This window comes from Streptomyces sp. NPDC031064 (assembly GCF_055570965.1).
Map to the genome: position 1 here is coordinate 435898 of NZ_JBVIGF010000008.1, position 17497 is coordinate 453394.

Annotated in this window: 14 protein-coding genes and 2 tRNA genes; 11 read left to right on the top strand and 5 right to left on the bottom strand. The window is 69.4% G+C overall.

Annotated elements, in window-relative coordinates:
* Positions 1-61: 61 nt before the first annotated feature.
* Positions 62-1495 carry an amino acid permease gene (locus ACZ46W_RS28605; RefSeq protein WP_468343353.1) on the bottom strand — a complete coding sequence of 478 codons (1434 nt, stop codon included), beginning with the start codon at positions 1493-1495 and terminating at the stop codon, positions 62-64.
* A 172-nt stretch (positions 1496-1667) separates the two neighbouring features.
* Between ACZ46W_RS28605 and ACZ46W_RS28610 the strand changes: the two genes are divergently transcribed.
* Entirely contained in the window at positions 1668-2156 is a 489-nt protein-coding gene (locus ACZ46W_RS28610) for a ribose-5-phosphate isomerase (protein WP_351808314.1), read from the top strand.
* Positions 2157-2660: 504 nt separating this feature from the next.
* Entirely contained in the window at positions 2661-3470 is an 810-nt protein-coding gene (locus tag ACZ46W_RS28615) for an Fpg/Nei family DNA glycosylase (RefSeq protein WP_468343357.1), read from the top strand.
* On the opposite strand, the gene ACZ46W_RS28620 is transcribed toward ACZ46W_RS28615, so the two are convergent.
* The gene (locus ACZ46W_RS28620) at positions 3458-4687 is read right to left on the bottom strand and encodes a GNAT family N-acetyltransferase (protein ID WP_468343360.1); all 1230 of its coding nucleotides are present in this window, start codon (positions 4685-4687) and stop codon (positions 3458-3460) included. The two genes, ACZ46W_RS28615 and ACZ46W_RS28620, sit on opposite strands and share 13 nt — an antisense overlap.
* Before the next feature lie 106 nt (positions 4688-4793).
* On the opposite strand from ACZ46W_RS28620, the gene ACZ46W_RS28625 reads away from it, so the two are divergent.
* Together ACZ46W_RS28625 and ACZ46W_RS28630 are read left to right on the top strand one after the other, a co-directional pair.
* Positions 4794-5939, top strand: a complete 1146-nt coding sequence (locus ACZ46W_RS28625) for a PP2C family protein-serine/threonine phosphatase (protein WP_366131291.1) — start codon at positions 4794-4796, stop codon at positions 5937-5939.
* Positions 5940-5947: 8 nt separating this feature from the next.
* On the top strand, positions 5948-6397 hold the full coding sequence (locus tag ACZ46W_RS28630; RefSeq protein ID WP_468343364.1) for an HD domain-containing protein: 450 nt from the start codon (positions 5948-5950) through the stop codon (positions 6395-6397).
* Here ACZ46W_RS28630 and ACZ46W_RS28635 read toward each other — a convergent pair.
* Positions 6384-7499 (bottom strand): acyltransferase family protein, encoded by a 1116-nt coding sequence (locus tag ACZ46W_RS28635; RefSeq protein ID WP_468343367.1) that lies wholly within the window; start codon positions 7497-7499, stop codon positions 6384-6386. The genes ACZ46W_RS28630 and ACZ46W_RS28635 overlap by 14 nt on opposite strands.
* A gap of 411 nt (positions 7500-7910) precedes the next feature.
* Here ACZ46W_RS28635 and ACZ46W_RS28640 point away from each other — a divergent pair, with 411 nt between their 5' ends.
* Positions 7911-8105, top strand: a complete 195-nt coding sequence (locus ACZ46W_RS28640) for a hypothetical protein (RefSeq protein ID WP_468343370.1) — start codon at positions 7911-7913, stop codon at positions 8103-8105.
* 113 nt (positions 8106-8218) lie between these two features.
* Here the strand turns inward: ACZ46W_RS28640 and ACZ46W_RS28645 are convergent.
* Positions 8219-8292: transfer RNA gene (locus ACZ46W_RS28645), tRNA-Gly, on the bottom strand.
* Between the two features lie 133 nt (positions 8293-8425).
* Here ACZ46W_RS28645 and ACZ46W_RS28650 point away from each other — a divergent pair.
* From ACZ46W_RS28650 to clpX, 5 genes are all read left to right on the top strand, one after another.
* Positions 8426-8502, top strand: a tRNA-Pro gene (locus ACZ46W_RS28650).
* 174 nt (positions 8503-8676) lie between these two features.
* Positions 8677-10065, top strand: coding sequence for a trigger factor (gene tig / locus ACZ46W_RS28655; protein ID WP_468343373.1), 1389 nt, complete (start codon positions 8677-8679; stop codon positions 10063-10065).
* Between the two features lie 272 nt (positions 10066-10337).
* Complete coding sequence (locus tag ACZ46W_RS28660) at positions 10338-10955, top strand: ATP-dependent Clp protease proteolytic subunit (protein WP_126886886.1); 618 nt, start codon at positions 10338-10340, stop codon at positions 10953-10955.
* A gap of 47 nt (positions 10956-11002) precedes the next feature.
* Positions 11003-11677, top strand: a complete 675-nt coding sequence (locus ACZ46W_RS28665; RefSeq protein WP_031070475.1) for an ATP-dependent Clp protease proteolytic subunit — start codon at positions 11003-11005, stop codon at positions 11675-11677.
* Between the two features lie 136 nt (positions 11678-11813).
* On the top strand, positions 11814-13097 hold the full coding sequence (gene clpX, locus ACZ46W_RS28670) for an ATP-dependent Clp protease ATP-binding subunit ClpX (RefSeq protein ID WP_031070473.1): 1284 nt from the start codon (positions 11814-11816) through the stop codon (positions 13095-13097).
* Between the two features lie 553 nt (positions 13098-13650).
* Here the strand turns inward: clpX and ACZ46W_RS28675 are convergent.
* Positions 13651-14586, bottom strand: coding sequence for a hypothetical protein (locus ACZ46W_RS28675; protein WP_468343378.1), 936 nt, complete (start codon positions 14584-14586; stop codon positions 13651-13653).
* A gap of 137 nt (positions 14587-14723) precedes the next feature.
* Here ACZ46W_RS28675 and ACZ46W_RS28680 point away from each other — a divergent pair, with 137 nt between their 5' ends.
* Positions 14724-17345: a valine--tRNA ligase gene (locus ACZ46W_RS28680; RefSeq protein WP_468343381.1), complete on the top strand. Its 2622-nt coding sequence runs from the start codon at positions 14724-14726 to the stop codon at positions 17343-17345.
* The last annotated feature ends 152 nt before the right edge of the window (positions 17346-17497 follow it).

A 17497-nucleotide genomic window follows, 5' to 3' on the forward strand; every position in this document is an offset into this window, starting at 1 on the left:
AAGGCTCTCCGTCCACTCGGTGGTGTGCGGAGAGCCTTTCGCCGATACCTGACAGAACCCGTCAGGTATTGATCTGCCTCTTGCGGGCCTGGTCGAGCACGACGCCGATGGTCACGACGACGACCGCGACGGCGACCGAGGACAGCACGACCTCGCGGTTGTCCTTGTCGTAGACCATGTAGGCCAGCACGAAGGTGATCATCGCGGCGGTCGCCCACGTCAGGTACGGGAAGAGCCACATCTTCACCGTCACCTTCTCGGGCACCTCGCGCAGCAGGATGCCGCGCATCCGGAGCTGGGTGAAGCAGATCACCAGCCAGACGAACAGGGCGACGGCGCCGGAGGAGCTCAGCAGGAAGTCGAAGACCGTGTCCTTGAACGCGTAGTTGAAGTACACGGCGATGAACCCGAACGCGACCGAGGCCAGGATGGCCGCCGTCGGCACGCCCTTGGCGTTGGCCTTGGCGAAGGCCTTCGGCGCGTCACCGCGCTCGCCCAGCGAGAACGCCATGCGGGAGGCGGTGTACAGGCCCGAGTTCAGGCAGGACAGCACGGCCGTCAGCACGATCACGTTCATGATCTGGCCCGCGTGCGCGATGCCGATGGAGTCCAGGGCGGCGACGTACGAGCCCTTCTCGACGATCGACTTGTCGTTCCAGGGCAGCAGCGTCAGGACGACGAAGATGGAGCCCAGGTAGAAGACGGCGATGCGCCAGATCACGCTGTTGGTGGCCTTGGTGACCGCGCGGCGCGGGTCCTCCGACTCACCGGCGGCGAGCGTGACGATCTCGCTGCCCATGAAGGAGAAGACGACCATCAGCACGCCGGTGAGGATGGCGCCGGCGCCGTTCGGGAAGAAGCCGCCCGCGTCCGTGAGGTGGGCGAGGCCCGCACCGGGGTTGTCGGAGCCGGGCAGGAAGCCGAACACGGCCAGCAGACCGATGACCACGAAGGCGCCGATGGCGACGACCTTGATGCCCGCGAACCAGAACTCGAACTCGCCGTACGAGGAGACGGAGGCGAGGTTCGTGGCCGTCAGGACCACCATCACGATCAGGGCCCAGGCCCACTGCGGCACGGCCGGTATCCAGCCCTCCAGGATCACCGCGCCCGCGGTCGCCTCGACCGCCAGCACCACCACCCAGAAGAACCAGTACAGCCAGCCGATCGAGAAGCCCGCCCAGCGGCCGAGCGCGCGGTCGGCGTACGCCGAGAAGGAGCCGGAGTTCGGGCTCGCGGCAGCCATCTCGCCGAGCATCCGCATCACGAACACGACCATCGCGCCGACGAGCATGTACGAGATGAGGATGGCGGGACCGGCCTTGGCGATGCCGCCGGAGGACCCGACGAACAGGCCGGCGCCGATCACTCCGCCGATGGCGATCATGGAAAGGTGGCGGTTCTTGAGCCCCGCCTTGAGACCGTCGGAAGACTGCGGAGTACCGGGTTCTCCGGTGGTTCCGCCTTCCTTATGCAGGGTCGACTGCGTGGTCATGGACGAATCCTTACGTCTGGGGTGCACTCGGGTCACGAGCCCGTGCATTGAAACCCGGCGAGGGGAGAGCCCGGAACCCTCCGATTCCGGATCGTGATGCGGCGGCCCGGTGGGGCCCGCGCGGAGGGCCCCGGGCGGCGCGCGTGACGTGGGACGTGCCACACTCGTGCCCATGCGCGTGTACCTCGGTTCCGACCATGCCGGCTTCGAACTCAAGAACCACCTCGTCGAGTGGCTCAAGGCCCACGGCCACGAGCCCGTCGACTGCGGCCCCCACATCTACGACGCCCAGGACGACTACCCGCCGTTCTGCCTGCGCGCCGCGGAGAAGACCGCCGCCGACCCGGACAGCCTGGGCATCGTCATCGGCGGCTCGGGCAACGGCGAGCAGATCGCCGCGAACAAGGTGAAGGGCGTGCGGGCGGCGCTGGCCTGGAGTGAGCAGACGGCGGCGCTGGGCCGCGAGCACAACAACGCGAACGTGGTGGCGATCGGCGGGCGGATGCACTCCGTGGAGGAGTCGACGAAGTTCGTGGAGACCTTCCTCAACACCCCGTACTCGGGTGAGGAGCGTCACACGCGCCGCATCGAGATGCTCTCCGCCTACGAGACCACCGGCGAGCTCCCCCCGATCCCCGCGCACCACCCCCAGCAGGACTAACCCACCGGCCCCGCCGCCGGGACGCGCCTCCGCGCCCGGGACGCGCGTCCGCGGCTGGGGCGCGGCTCCGCCGCCGGGACGCGCGTCCGCCGCTGGGGCGCGGCCCCTCCGCCTGTGGGCAGTCGCCCCGCCGGGGTGCGCGTTCCCTCTCCGTTGTGGGGTGCCTCCGGCGGGCTTCCGTTGTGGGCAGTCGTTCCGCAGGGCGATGGGGGTCCCCCCTGCTCGAGCGAAGCCGAGAGCTTGGGGGAGGGTGGGCACAACGGACTGGGGCGGTGCCTGTTCCCGGTGCCCCGGGTGCGGGCCCGGTGGATCGGGCGGCCACCCCCGGTGGGTGGGGGCGGGGCCCCTCCGGGCTCGCCTCCTCGAGGCCGGCGGCCTTGGGTGCCAGTAGAGGGAGCCGTTACGGAGCCGCCAACCTCTGCGGGGGCGACCCTGCACGGCCCCTCCGGCCGGACGCCGGGTAAGGGCCGGTTCGCCGACGAACACCGTAGGAGACGCACACCCATGCCCGAAGGGCATACGATCCACCGCCTCGCCGAGGACCACCTCACCCGCTTCGCCGGGTGGGACGTCCGCGTCACCAGCCCCCAGGGCAAGTTCTCCGACAGCGCCGCCCTCCTCGACGGCCGCGTACTGGACGGCGTCGACGCCCACGGCAAGCACCTGTTCCTCGGGTTCAAGGACACCGGCTGGGTCCACATCCACCTCGGGCTCTTCGGCAAGCTCGGCTTCGGTACCACCCCCGCGCCGCCGCCCACCGAGACCGTACGGCTGCGCCTGGTCAACCACGCGCACTACGCGGACCTGCGCGGGCCCACCACCTGCGCCCTGATCACCGAGCCGGAGAAGGCGGCGATACACGAGCGGCTCGGGCCGGACCCGCTGCGGAACGGCGACGACCCCGAGAAGGCGTGGCGGCGGATCTCCAGGAGCCGCACCACCATCGCCGCCCTGCTGATGGACCAGAAGGTCATCGCGGGCGTCGGCAACGTCTACCGCGCCGAGGTCCTCTTCCGGCACGGCATCGACCCCTATCGCGCGGGCAAGGACCTCACCCGGGGAGAGTGGAACGCCATCTGGGACGACCTCGTGGTGCTGATGCGCGAGGGCGTGCGGAACAACCGCATCGACACCGTACGGCCCGAGCACACCCCGGAGGCCATGGGCCGCCCGCCCCGCGTGGACGACCACGGCGGCGAGGTGTACGTCTACCGCCGGGCCAACATGCCCTGCCACATCTGTGGCGGCGAGATCCGCACCGCCGGTCTCGCCGCCCGCAACCTCTTCTGGTGCCCCACCTGTCAGAAGCCGTGAGGCAGCCAGGGCGCGACCGGCGAGCCGAAGGCGAGGGAGGCCTCGGCCAGGGCGCCCTGGCGCAGCTCGCGCACCAGGCCGGCGCCGGCCAGGGACGTCAGGGACGCACCGCCCAGGTACGCCGCGCCCAGCTCCCGTACCGACAAGGAGAGGTCCGGCGCGTCGTCCGTGCGGGAGCACGTCGCGCCCTTGGGGTCGCCCGACAGCCGCCACCGCCCGGTGTTCCACGGGCAGAAGGCGTCGTCCACCTCCAGGACCACGTCCACCGGCGCCTGGTACGTCCGCGCCTCCAGAGCCACGGGCAGGTTCACCAGGCGTAGGTGCAGCCCGTCCTGCACGCGGACCGCGCAGCGCCGGACGTCGGAGACCAGGTGCTGCCACGGGTCGTCCACCGGACGGTTGTGCACCTGCACCGTCGACATCAGGTCGATCCCGCACAGGAACCGCCACACCGCCGCGTACGCCGCCGCGTCCAGCGCGCCCATGTGCCGCAGCCGCACCGTCCCCTTCGGCCCCGCCGCCTCCCAGTCCGGCTTGGTGCTGTACAGCGCGAAGCCGACGACTTCGCCGTTCCGCTCCGCCAGCACGCACTGGAGCGGCGACCCGCCGCCCCGGTCCCCGGGCGGGTCGATCAGCGGGAGCCGCTCCCAGCCGGGGCGGCGGGCGAGCATGCCCGGCCGCTCCGGGACCAGCCGCGCGTACACGGCCTCGCACGCGGCGCTCGCCTCCGCGGGCGCGACGATCCGCAGCGCTACGTCATCCGTCCCCGGCGGAACGGACAGACGCACCCGATTCGTGTCGATCTCCGCGCGCAACTGCCCGGTGGCGATGCCGTACCCGAACCGACCGTAAATGGCGGGTTCCGACGCCGTCAGCACGGCCAGCGGCTCACCCCAGGCGAATACGTCGTCGAGCTGGCGCCGCATCATCGACGTGAGGATGCCGCGCCGCCGGTGCGTCGACGCCACGCTCACCATCGTCACGCCCGCCGCGGGCACCAGCCCGCCCCCCGGCACCGACAGCCGGAACGTGAACGCCCCGGCCGTACCGACGCACACGTCCCCGTCCCAGACGCCGATCGAGCGGTCGTACTCGGTGAGCGCCTCCCACAGCTCCCGCTCCTGCGGGGCCTCCGCCACGCCGCCGAAGGCGAGCTCCAACTGCCCGTACCAGTGGTCCCATTCGGCCGGCCGGAGCACGCGTAAGTCTGTCGTCATATGCCATGGGTACCAGGGCCATGCCACCGCGGCGACCCAATTTCGAACGCAATGTCACAGGGGTCCCCCTGCACGGGGCCCCACCGGGTGGATAGGGTCCAGGCCAATGGCCCGTAGCGCACGAGTGGACGCGTACCTGGCCCGGATGCGGAAGTCCGCGCGCCGGGTCAAAGTCGCGCTGCGCAAATCCGGCGTGGACTACTTCCGCGGCGACGGCTCCGACTGGATCGCCCTGGCGGGGCTGCTGCTCACCATCCCGGCGATCACGCTGCTGACCATCGCCACCCCCGTGTGGGCGGCGCCCGCCGCGCTCGTCCTGCCGATCGTCGCCGGCGGCCTGCTGCTGCGCCCGGCGAGCCTGCTGGGCCTGTACGCGGCGGCCGCGGGCGCCCTGATCGTCGAGTCCGCCGTGCTCGGCCCCTACACCGAGGGCGCGGCCCGGGTCACGCCCGGCACGGTGCTCGTGGTGGCCGCCTGCGGGCTGTTCGGGCTGCTGATCGCCCAGTTCCGGGCCCGGGTCGGCGTGCCGTGGCGGCGCGGCGGAACGATGCTGTTCGACCTGCGCGAACGCATCCGGGTCCAGAGCGCCCTGCCCAGGCTGCCGAAGGGCTGGCACCACGAGATGGCGCTGCGCCCGGCGGGCGGTCAGTCCTTCTCGGGCGACTTCGTGGTCGCGGCCCGCACCAACGGCGGCCGCACCCTGGAGGTCGTCCTGACGGACGTGTCCGGCAAGGGCATGGACGCGGGCTCCCGTGCCCTGCTGCTGTCCGGCGCGTTCGGCGGGCTGCTCGGTTCGCTGCCGCCGCACGGCTTCCTGCCGGCGGCCAACGGCTACCTGCTGCGGCAGGACTGGGACGAGGGCTTCGCGACCTCGATCCACCTGGTGCTGGACCTGGAGTCCGGCGACTACGAGCTGCTGTCGGCGGGCCACCTCCCGGCGCTCCAGCTCCACGCGGGCAGCGGCCGGTGGGAGGAGAAGGCGGGCGAGGGCCCCCTGCTGGGCGTGTACGACGGGGCCGAATTCCATCCGGTCAAGGGTTCGCTGCGGCCCGGGGACGTCCTGATGCTGTTCACCGACGGCCTGGTGGAGGCGGCGGACCGGGACATCGCCGAGGGCATCGACCGCCTGACGGGCGAGGCCGACCGCTATGTGGCGTCCGGCTTCCAGGGCTCGGCGTGGCACCTGATCGAGGCGTGCGCGAAGGACGTCAACGACGACCGGGCGCTGTTGCTGATCACTCGGGACGCGTAAGGGGAATCGTGACGTATCTGACGCTCGATGAGGTCGAGGCCATCGCCCGGAAGGCCCATGCCGGCCAGACCGACAAGGCGGGCCGCCCGTACGCCGAGCACCTCCAGGCGGTGGCGGACGGAGTACGCGCCCGGGGCGGCAGCGACGAGCAGATCGCCGCGGCCTGGCTGCACGACGCCGTCGAGGACGACCGGCTGTCCGAGGAGTGGCTCCGGGGCGCCGCGCTCCCGCGGGCGGTGAAGGACATGGTGCTGGCGCTCAGCAAGCGGCCGGGCGAGGACCTCGCGGCGTACACCGCCCGCGTCCTGGCCGTGCCGGGCGCCCGCCTGGTCAAGGAGGCCGACCTCGCGCACAACGCCGACCCGGACCGCCTCGCCGTCCTGGACGAGGCGACCCGGGCCCGGCTGACCGCCAAGTACGCGAGGACGCGCGCCCTGCTGGGCCTCAGCGGCGACTGAGCCGCTCGGTCGCGTCCCGCCGGAAGGCCCACTCCATCTTCGGCTCGGTCACCCACCGCAGCGCCCGCCGCACCGGCGGGGTGCACATCGCGGTCACCGCGACGGCGGCCACCAGCGTGACGACCACCCGGCCGAGGGGCGTGTCCAGGTCGTACGCCGGGACGAGCGCCCAGTACTCCATGGCCTTCACCAGGAACCCGTGCAGCAGGTACCCGCAGATGGTCCCCGCCCCGAGGACGGTGAACCAGGTCCGCCGGCGCGGCACCCAGGCGAGGAAGGCCGCGGTGAGCACCAGGGCGCAGCCGAACAGCGCGAAGGTCATGACCGGCCCCGCCCACCAGGGCGCGTCCAGCTCCTCGGCGCTGGTGGAGCGGTAGAACCAGCTCATCCGGATGTCGGGTGCGATCCAGTACGTGAAGGCCAGGGCGCCCAGGGCGACGGGCACGGCCAGCAGCCGGGCCGAGCGGCGGCGCACCAGCTCGAAGTGCTCGGGCCTCAGCGACAGGCCCAGGACGAAGAACGGCAGGAACTGGAGGATCCGCTGGAGGTCCAGGTCCTGGCCGATGCCGGGGGTGAGCGAGCCGAGCGCGGCGATGACCAGGGCGACGGGCAGCGGGTGGCGGATGGTGCGCCACAGGGGCGTGGTCAGCCGCCAGACGAACAGCGCGATCAGGAACCAGGTGAGGTAGATCGGGTCGGTCAGGCTGATGGCCTGGTCCGGGGTGCCGCCCGCCCAGCGCCGGTAGAGCGAGTAGGCCACCTCGAAGACGAGGTACGGCACGACCAGCCCGGTGACCAGGCGCTTGAGCTGGTGGGGCCGCCCGGTGAAGCTCCGCGAGAAGTAGCCGGAGATCAGGATGAACGCCGGCATGTGGAACGTGTAGACGAACATGTAGAGCGCCCTGGTCGCCCGGCTGCCGTCCATGACGGGCTCCCACGCGTGCGCCATGGCCACGAGCACGATCGCCAGGTACTTGGCGTTGTCGAAGAACGCGTCCCGGCCCGGTCTGTCCGCCGCCGGTGCGGGGGCGCTCGCGGTGGTCTCGGGCTCCCGCACCGGCGGGAGCAGGGCCTGCTGATTTCCATGCGAAGCCTGGAACATTTGAGGCACCCTAACCACGCCTCCGCCAATTCGTAAAACCCGCTGGAAGACCCGCACATTCGTATCTGACACCACCCGCAACCGCACCCTATGCCCCAATTAATCCCCCTTAAATGGGGCATATCGTTACGCTTTCCGCCACAGAGAATTACTCACCGGGCACGCTGCGAATTTCCTGTGACCAACATGTGTGCGGCCCGAAACCAATCACATTGAATTCGAAGTGTGTTTTTCGGTCCGCCGCCCACCCGGCGCACGGCTCCCACGTACCGTGCGGCGACGGTGGTGTGAACGATGTGTCAGCGGGCCTCAATCGTGGGGATGTTGGTGGCACGATGGAGCGAACGGGGGGCGCCGGGCCGCGCACCCCCGGGCCGGCAAGGCGGACCGACCGAGGGTGTGTGATCAGTTGTGGCCATTTCACTGTCCGTGGTGCTGCTGTTGGCGATCATCCTCGTGGTGTTGATCCGCGGTGGCTCCCTCAAGGCGGGCCCCGCGGTGGTCGCCGTGCTTTTCGGCTTCTTCCTCGCCTCGTCCGGAATGGCGCCGTCCATACAGCGCTTCCTCGACTCGATCGCGGCCACGATCAACCAGATCAGTTTCTGAGCCTCGTCGAGGGCGACGGTGTGGAGCGCGGGTGCGGGAGAGTCGGGGCGGCCATGGGCCGAGAACGCGACACGGCCCGGGGAGAGGGACCTCTCGCCCGGGCCGTGGCCGGATGGAGCGGGCGACGGGAATCGAACCCGCGTAGCTAGTTTGGAAGACTAGGGCTCTACCATTGAGCTACGCCCGCAAGCAACGCACCGCGGGTCACAGGACCGCGGCACGAACGCAACGTCATGTTAGCGGGTCGGGCCGGGTCGTCGCACACCCCTTAAAGGTGCCGACGCACCGCCGTGGGGCATGTACCCTACGTGTCGCACCGACGGGGTGTGGCGCAGCTTGGTAGCGCGTCCGCTTTGGGAGCGGAAGGCCGTGGGTTCAAATCCCGCCACCCCGACCACACCAGACGCGCCGGACCACGTGCGCAACCAAGATCACATTGTGGGCCTCATCCCGCTTGCGGTTACTATGCAAGCTGCGTGCCCGTGTGTCTCTCTGACCGGGCCGAATCCGCCGGAACCGCCGACCAGCGGCCCGGCAGAATCCAAGAATCAGCCACCAAGGAGACCGAACCGTGAAGAGCGCCGTGGAGACCCTGAACCCGACCCGGGTTCGGCTCACTGTCGAGGTGCCCTTCGAGGAGCTCAAGGACAGCCTCGACGCGGCGTACAAGAAGATCAACCAGCAGGTCACGGTCAAGGGCTTCCGCAAGGGCAAGATCCCGGCTCGTGTCATCGACCAGCGGTTCGGCCGTGGTGCGGTGCTGGAGGAGGCCGTCAACGACGCCCTCCCGAAGTTCTACACCGAGGCCGTCAACGAGGCCGAGGTCAACCCGCTGGGCCAGCCCGAGGTCGACATCACCGAGCTGAAGGACGGCGAGCTGCTGGCCTTCACCGCCGAGGTCGACATCCGCCCGACGATCGAGATCCCGGACTACTCCGGCATCGAGGTCACCGTCGACGCCGTCGAGGTCACCGACGAGGACGTCGAGAAGTCCGTGGAGCAGCTCCGCGACCGCTTCGCCTCCACCAACCCGGTCGAGCGCGCCGCCGCCGAGGGCGACGTCGTGACGATCGACCTGGAGGCCAAGGTCGACGGCGAGGTCCTCCCGGACGGTGTCGCGAGCGGCGTGCAGTACACGATCGGCTCCGGTGAGCTCCTCGACGGCATCGACGAGGCCGTGACCGGCCTGGAGGCCGGTGGCGAGGCCACCTTCACCTCCGAGCTGAAGGGCGGCTCCGCCGAGGGCAAGGAGGCCGAGGTCACCGTCAAGGTCACCCAGGTCGCCGCCCGTGAGCTCCCCGAGCTCGACGACGACTTCGCCCAGATGGCGTCCGAGTTCGACACCCTGGAGGAGCTGAAGGCCGACAGCCGCAAGCGCCTCGAGAACATGAAGCAGTACGACCAGGCCACCCAGGCCCAGGAGCGCGTCCTGGACGAGCTGCTGAAGCTGGCCGAGGTGCCGATCCCCGAGAAGCTCCTCGAGGACGAGGTCAACACCCGCAAGCACAACCTGGAGCACCACCAGCTCGGCCAGATGGGGCTGACCCTGGAGAAGTACCTGGAGCTCCAGGGCAAGACGGTCGAGGAGTTCGACGCCGAGACCCGCGAGCAGGCGATCAAGGGCATCAAGACCCAGTTCATCCTGGACGAGCTGGTCAACAAGGAGAAGCTCAACGTCAACCAGGAGGAGCTCACCGAGCACCTCATGCGGCGCGCCGCCTCCTCCGGCATGAGCCCCGACCAGTTCGCCAAGGCCGTCGTCGAGGGTGGCCAGGTGCCGATGCTCGTCGGCGAGGTCGCCCGCGGCAAGGCCCTCGCGGTCGTCGTCGAGGCCGCCAAGGTCGTCGACACCAACGGTGAGCCGGTCGAGCTCGACGACGACGAGGACGAGACCGCCGAGACGGTCGAGGCCTCCGCCGAGGAGTCCGAGGACAAGGCCGAGGACAAGACCGAGGCCTGAGCCCCGGCCCCGGCATGAACGGTCCGACGGGCCCGATCCGCACCCGCGTGCGGTCGGGCCCGTCGCCGTACGGGCCCGGCCCGGCCCTCGCCGGCCCGCATCGTCCCTCCCCGGCCCAACTACCTTGCGCTCCCAGCGAACAGTTCGGGAACCGGGATGGCGTTGTCCGACCTGCGCGTTAGGGTCCATGAATACGAGGGCAGGGGAGTACCCGCCCCCAGTACGTAAGACGCTGAGACGGCCGGAGCCGTCAGAGACGAGCAGGTGGATACGTGACGAATCTGATGCCTTACGCCGCGGGTGAGCCGTCCATCGGTGGTGGCCTCGGCGACCATGTCTACAACCGGCTGCTCGGCGAGCGGATCATCTTCCTCGGCCAGCAGGTCGACGACGAGATCGCGAACAAGATCACCTCGCAGATGCTGCTCCTTGCCGCTGACCCGGACAAGGACATTTACCTGTACATCAACAGCCCGGGTGGCTCGGTGACGGCAGGCATGGCGATCTACGACACCATGCAGTACATCCCGAACGACGTCGTCACCATCGGTATGGGCATGGCGGCCTCCATGGGCCAGTTCCTGCTCACCGGCGGCACCGCCGGCAAGCGTTTCGCGCTGCCGAACACCGACATCCTGATGCACCAGGGCTCCGCCGGCATCGGCGGTACCGCCTCGGACATCAAGATCCAGGCCGAGTACCTCCTCCGCACCAAGAAGCGCATGGCCGAGATCACCGCGCGCCACTCCGGCCAGACCGTGGAGACGATCATCCGCGACGGTGACCGCGACCGCTGGTTCACCGCCGAGGAGGCCAAGGAGTACGGCCTGATCGACGACATCATGTCTGCCGCCGCGGGCGTTCCGGGCGGTGGCGGCACCGGCGCCTGAGCGCCCCTGCCCGCCCCTCGCCTCCCAGCCCGCCGAACGCCACCAGGATGGTGAACACCCACATGAGCAACTTCTCCGCGAGCGGCCTCTACACCGGCCCGCAGGTGGACAACAGGTACGTCGTCCCGCGCTTCGTCGAGCGCACCTCCCAGGGCGTGCGCGAGTACGACCCGTACGCGAAGCTCTTCGAGGAGCGCGTGATCTTCCTCGGCGTGCAGATCGACGACGCCTCCGCCAACGACGTCATGGCACAGCTCCTGTGCCTGGAGTCGATGGACCCGGACCGCGACATCTCCATCTACATCAACAGCCCCGGTGGCTCCTTCACCGCGCTGACCGCCATCTACGACACGATGCAGTTCGTGAAGCCGGACATCCAGACGGTCTGCATGGGCCAGGCGGCCTCCGCCGCGGCCGTGCTGCTGGCCGCCGGCACCCCCGGCAAGCGGATGGCCCTGCCCAACGCCCGCGTGCTGATCCACCAGCCGTCCGGCGGTACGGGCCGCGAGCAGCTCTCCGACCTGGAGATCGCGGCCAACGAGATCCTGCGCATGCGGACGCAGCTCGAGGAGATGCTGGCCAAGCACTCCACGCAGCCGATCGAGAAGATCCGCGACGACATCGAGCGCGACAAGATCCTCACGGCCGAGGACGCCCTGGCGTACGGCCTGGTGGACCAGATCGTCTCCACCCGCAAGAGCACCGCAGCGGCGGCAGCCTGACGGACCGACCTTCCCTTGGCACGGTGTGAACCGTGCCAAGGGGGGCCCGAACGAGGGGCCCGGCAAGGTACCGTCGGATATGAGGCACCAGGAGCCGGCTGAACCAAGCCGCTCCCAGGCGAAGGGGAAGCACCTCGTGGCACGCATCGGTGATGGCGGCGACCTGCTCAAGTGCTCGTTCTGCGGAAAGAGCCAGAAGCAGGTGAAGAAGCTCATCGCAGGCCCCGGTGTGTACATCTGCGACGAGTGCATCGACCTCTGCAACGAGATCATCGAAGAGGAGCTCGCGGAGACGAGCGAGGTCCGCTGGGAGGAACTCCCCAAGCCCCGCGAGATCTACGAGTTCCTGGAGGGGTACGTCGTCGGGCAGGAGCCCGCGAAGAAGGCCCTCTCCGTCGCGGTGTACAACCACTACAAGCGCGTCCAGGCCGGCGAGAACGGCGGCGCGCAGGGCCGGGACGACGCGATCGAACTCGCCAAGTCCAACATCCTGTTGCTGGGCCCCACCGGCTCCGGCAAGACGCTGCTGGCCCAGACCCTGGCCCGTATGCTCAACGTCCCGTTCGCCATCGCCGACGCGACGGCGCTCACGGAGGCGGGGTATGTGGGCGAGGACGTCGAGAACATCCTGCTGAAGCTCATCCAGGCCGCCGACTACGACGTCAAGAAGGCCGAGACGGGCATCATCTACATCGACGAGATCGACAAGGTCGCCCGTAAGAGCGAAAACCCGTCGATCACCCGGGACGTGTCGGGCGAGGGCGTCCAGCAGGCCCTGCTCAAAATCCTGGAGGGCACGACGGCTTCGGTCCCGCCCCAGGGCGGCCGCAAGCACCCGCACCAGGAGTTCATCCAGATCGACACGACGAACGTGCTGTTCATCGTGGGCGGTGCCTTCGCCGGCCTGGAGAAGATCATCGAGTCGCGGGCGGGCGCCAAGGGCATCGGCTTCGGCGCGACGATCCGCTCCAAGCGCGAGATCGAGGCGAGCGACCAGTTCCAGGAGGTCATGCCGGAGGACCTGGTGAAGTTCGGGATGATCCCCGAGTTCATCGGCCGCCTCCCGGTCATCACCTCGGTCCACAACCTGGACCGCGAGGCGCTGCTGAAGATCCTCGTCGAGCCCCGCAACGCGCTGGTGAAGCAGTACCAGCGCCTCTTCGAACTCGACGGTGTGGAGCTGGACTTCGATCGCCCCGCCCTGGAAGCCATCGCCGACCAGGCGATCCTCCGCGGCACGGGCGCGCGTGGCCTGCGCGCCATCATGGAAGAGGTCCTCATGTCCGTGATGTACGAGGTCCCGTCCCGCAAGGACGTGGCCCGCGTCGTCATCACCGAGGACGTCGTCCACAACAACGTCAACCCCACGCTGGTCCCCCGCGTCGTCAAGGACCCGGGCCGCCACGAGAAGTCCGCGTAGCGGTACGCACGCAGCACAAGGGCGCCCGGCCGGTTCCGAGAACCGGCCGGGCGCCCTTGTGTTGGTTCCTTCCAATATCGGATGGGATCAAGCCATTCCCATCACCTCCTATGGAGTCGTCCCGGTTCGTGTGTTCGACTGACGTGCTGTAGATCAATCCGTGGAAACCGAGGGCGGAGCACGTGAGAACGAGGCGAATTCTGATGGCGGCGTGTGTCACTGTGGCGGCGGGCTTCCTCCCCATAGCGACAGCCGTGCCCGCGCAGGCCAGCCCTGCTTCATGCGAGAGCTACCTGCAGAGCACCGGTCGTTACGTGATCGGGCCGCGGATCAAGAATGGGTGCAGCTACTCCAGGCTTGGCAGCCATGTGATCTGCCAGGCGAAGCTGCTGGCGGTCGGTGTCAGGGCAACAGACGCGACCGCTGCATGTCTGCCTTGACCGCACATTCAGGGGCGGCGCGGCTGTGAGGGATCGCCGCTGAACCTGGGTTGAAACGACAAGGCGCCCGCCCGGTTCCAGGAACCGGGCGGGCGCCCTTGTGTGTCAGCGGGTCAGGCCTTGGTGCGCGCCGTCTTGTAGAGCTCGGCCGCGAGCTTGGCGACCTCGTCCTTCGACGGGGCGGCACCGGTGCCGCCCAGCGCCTGCTGCATGCTGATCAGGGAGACCGTGCCCATGGTGCTGTAGTCGGCCCACATGCAGACGGGCAGCTCGAACGGCTTCGGCGTGGCGCCGCCCGAGTCCCCCTTGAAGCTCATCTTGGCCTGACGGCACTTCATGAGGGCGCCCTCGAAACCGGCGGGCTTGACCTCTTCGGCCGGACCGGTGAACTGGACCTCGACGTCCTCGTCGTCGGCGCTGTCCTTCTCCATCATGGTGAAGTAACCGTCGAGCGCCTTCTCCGGGTCGGAGATCTCGCCCCAGGCGCCGCCGAAGCTGAGCATCTTCGCCGCCAGCGGCTGGCTCTCGTCGCCGGACTTGTACTGGGCGCTGACGTCCTGCGGGTTCTTGATCCCGAGGGCCTCGGCTTCCTTCTTCTCCTTGTCGGTCATCGAACTCGAACCGTCCGACGACTCATCCTTCTTGTACTCACCGACGGACGCCGGCGCCGTCAGCTTGTACCCCTTGGTGTCGTCCCCGACGGCACCGTTGCCGCCCGTGCCGCCGCCGAACACGAAGTACGCGCCCACGCCGATCGCCGCGACCACCGCGACCGCGCCGATGACGAGGCCCGTCTTCTTCTTCGGGGCCGGCGGCGGGGGCGGGGGGTAGGCGCCGGGGCCGGCGCCGTAGGGGGCCTGCTGCGGGGGCTGGCCGTAGGGGCCCGGCTGCTGGGGCTGGCCATAGGGCGCTTGCGGGGGCGGGGCCTGCTGGGGGTAGCCGTAGCCGGGCTGGGGCGCCTGGGGCTGCTGACCGTAAGGGCCCGGCTGACCGTACGGTCCGGGCTGCTGGGGCTGTCCGCCGTACGGGCCCGGCTGGTTGTAACTCATTAAGGGGGTCCCCCTCCGAATGCTTATGCGTTCCTCACATCCTGGCCGAAACCCTGTTGTGGCGGGACGGCGGGGGTCACACCGTTACCGAACATTCCCGTTTCAGTACGGGCCTGTGACACCTCTAAACTGGGCCCGTGACCGAGAACACTCAGCAGCAGCCAGCATCCGTTCCCGAACTGCCGACCCAGTACGCGCCGGCCGAGGTAGAGGGGAAGCTGTACGAGCGCTGGGTAGAGCGCGGTTACTTCACGGCCGACGCGAAGAGCGACAAGCCCCCGTACACCATCGTCATCCCGCCGCCGAACGTCACCGGCAGCCTCCACCTGGGCCATGCCTTCCAGCACACGCTCATGGACGCCCTCACCCGCCGCAAGCGGATGCAGGGGTACGAGGCGCTGTGGCTGCCCGGCATGGACCACGCCGGTATCGCCACCCAGAACAAGGTCGAGCAGCAGCTCGCCGAGGAGGGCAAGTCCCGCCACGACCTGGGCCGCGAGGAGTTCGTCGAGCGCGTCTGGCAGTGGAAGGAAGAGTACGGCGGCAAGATCCTCGGCCAGATGCGCCGCCTCGGCGACGGCGTCGACTGGTCGCGTGAGCGGTTCACCATGGACGAGGGCCTGTCCAAGGCCGTCCAGACCATCTTCAAGCGGCTCTACGACGACGAGCTGATCTACCGCGCCGAGCGCATCATCAACTGGTGCCCGCGCTGCCTCACCGCCATCTCGGACATCGAGGTGGAGTACCAGGAGGACGACGGCGAGCTCGTCTCCATCAAGTACGGCGAGGGCGACGAGACCCTCGTCGTCGCCACCACCCGCGCCGAGACGATGCTCGGTGACACCGCGGTCGCCGTCCACCCGGACGACGAGCGGTACAAGCACCTCGTCGGCAAGCGCATCAAGCTGCCGCTGACCGACCGCACCATCCCCGTCGTCGCCGACACGCACGTCGACCCCGAGTTCGGCACCGGCGCCGTCAAGGTGACCCCCGCCCACGACCCGAACGACTTCGCGATCGGCCAGCGCCACGGCCTGGAGTCCATGACGATCATGGACGAGCGCGGTGTCATCACCGTCCACGGCCCCTTCCAGGGCCTGGACCGGTACGAGGCGCGCAGCGCCGTCGTCGGCGCGCTGCGCTCGCAGGGCCGGATCGTCGCCGAGAAGCGCCCGTACGTCCACTCCGTCGGCCACTGCTCGCGCTGCAAGACCACCATCGAGCCGCGCCTGTCGATGCAGTGGTGGGTCAAGGTCGAGCCGCTGGCGAAGGCCGCCGGTGACGCCGTCCGCGACGGCCGGGTCAAGATCCACCCCGAGGACATGTCGAAGCGGTACTTCGACTGGGTCGACAACATGCACGACTGGTGCATCTCGCGCCAGCTCTGGTGGGGCCACCGCATCCCCGTCTGGTACGGGCCGAACGGCGAGGTCGTCTGCCTGGGACCGGACGACGAGGCGCCCACCGGCGAGGGCTGGACGCAGGACACCGACGTCCTGGACACCTGGTTCTCGTCCGGCCTGTGGCCGTTCTCCACGCTCGGCTGGCCGGAGCGGACGCCGGACCTGGACAAGTTCTATCCGACCGACGTCCTCCTCACCGGCCACGACATCATCTTCTTCTGGGTCGCCCGGATGATGATGTTCGGGCTGTACGCGATGGACGGCGAGGTCCCGTTCAAGACCATCGCGCTGACCGGCCTGGTCCGTGACGAGCGCGGCAAGAAGATGTCGAAGTCCTTCGGCAACGTCGTCGACCCGCTGGACTGGATGGACGCGTACGGCTCCGACGCCGTCCGCTTCACCCTGGCCCGTGGCGCCAACCCCGGCACCGACGTCCCGATCGGCGAGGACTGGGTCCAGGCGTCCCGCAACTTCGCCAACAAGATCTGGAACGCCACCCGGTTCGCGCTGATGAACGGCGCCACGGTTCAGGGCCCGCTGCCCGACCCGTCCGAGATGTCCGCCACGGACCGGTGGATCCTGTCGCGCCTGAACGCCACGGTCGCCGAAGTCGACGCGTACTACGACGACTTCGAGTTCGCGAAGCTGTCGGACACGCTCTACCACTTCGCGTGGGACGAGGTCTTCGACTGGTACGTCGAGCTGTCGAAGACCACGTTCTTCGGCGGCGGCGAGCCCGCCAAGGTCTCGGCCCGCGTCCTGGGCGAGGTCCTGGACGTGACGCTGCGGCTGCTCCACCCGGTGGTCCCGTTCGTCACCGAGACGCTGTGGACCTCGCTGACCGGTGGGGAGTCGCTCGTCGTCGCCGACTGGCCGAAGGACTCGGGCTTCCGCGACGCGGCCGCCGAGCGCGAGATCGAGCTGGTCCAGCGGGTCGTCACCGAGGTCCGGCGCTTCCGCTCCGACCAGGGACTCCAGCCCGGCCAGAAGGTCCCGGCCCGCCTGGACCTGGACGGTACGGCGCTGGCGCCGCACGAGGCCGCCATCCGCCAGTTGCTGCGCCTCCAGCCGGAGGGCGAGGGCTTCCACGCCACCGCCTCCCTGCCGGTCGCGGGTGCCACGGTCGCGCTCGACCTGTCGGGCACCATCGACGTGGCGGCCGAGCGCAAGCGCCTCGCGAAGGACCTGGCCGCCGCCGAGAAGGAGCGCCAGCAGGCGCAGGCCAAGCTCGGCAACGAGGCGTTCCTCGCCAAGGCGCCCGACCAGGTCGTCGAGAAGATCCGCACGCGCCTGGCCAAGGCGGACGAGGACATCGCCCGCATCGAGAACCAGCTCGCGAACCTTCCGCAGGCGTGAGCCGTACGGCGGGGGGTGGGGGGGGGGGGCCCCCCCCCCCCCCCCCCCCCCCCTTTCTTTGGTTTTTTCTTTACCTTTCCCTCTCCGTTGGAGCCCCCCCCCCCCCCCACCACAACCCCTCCCCAACCCCCCACACACCCCACGAACCCAAA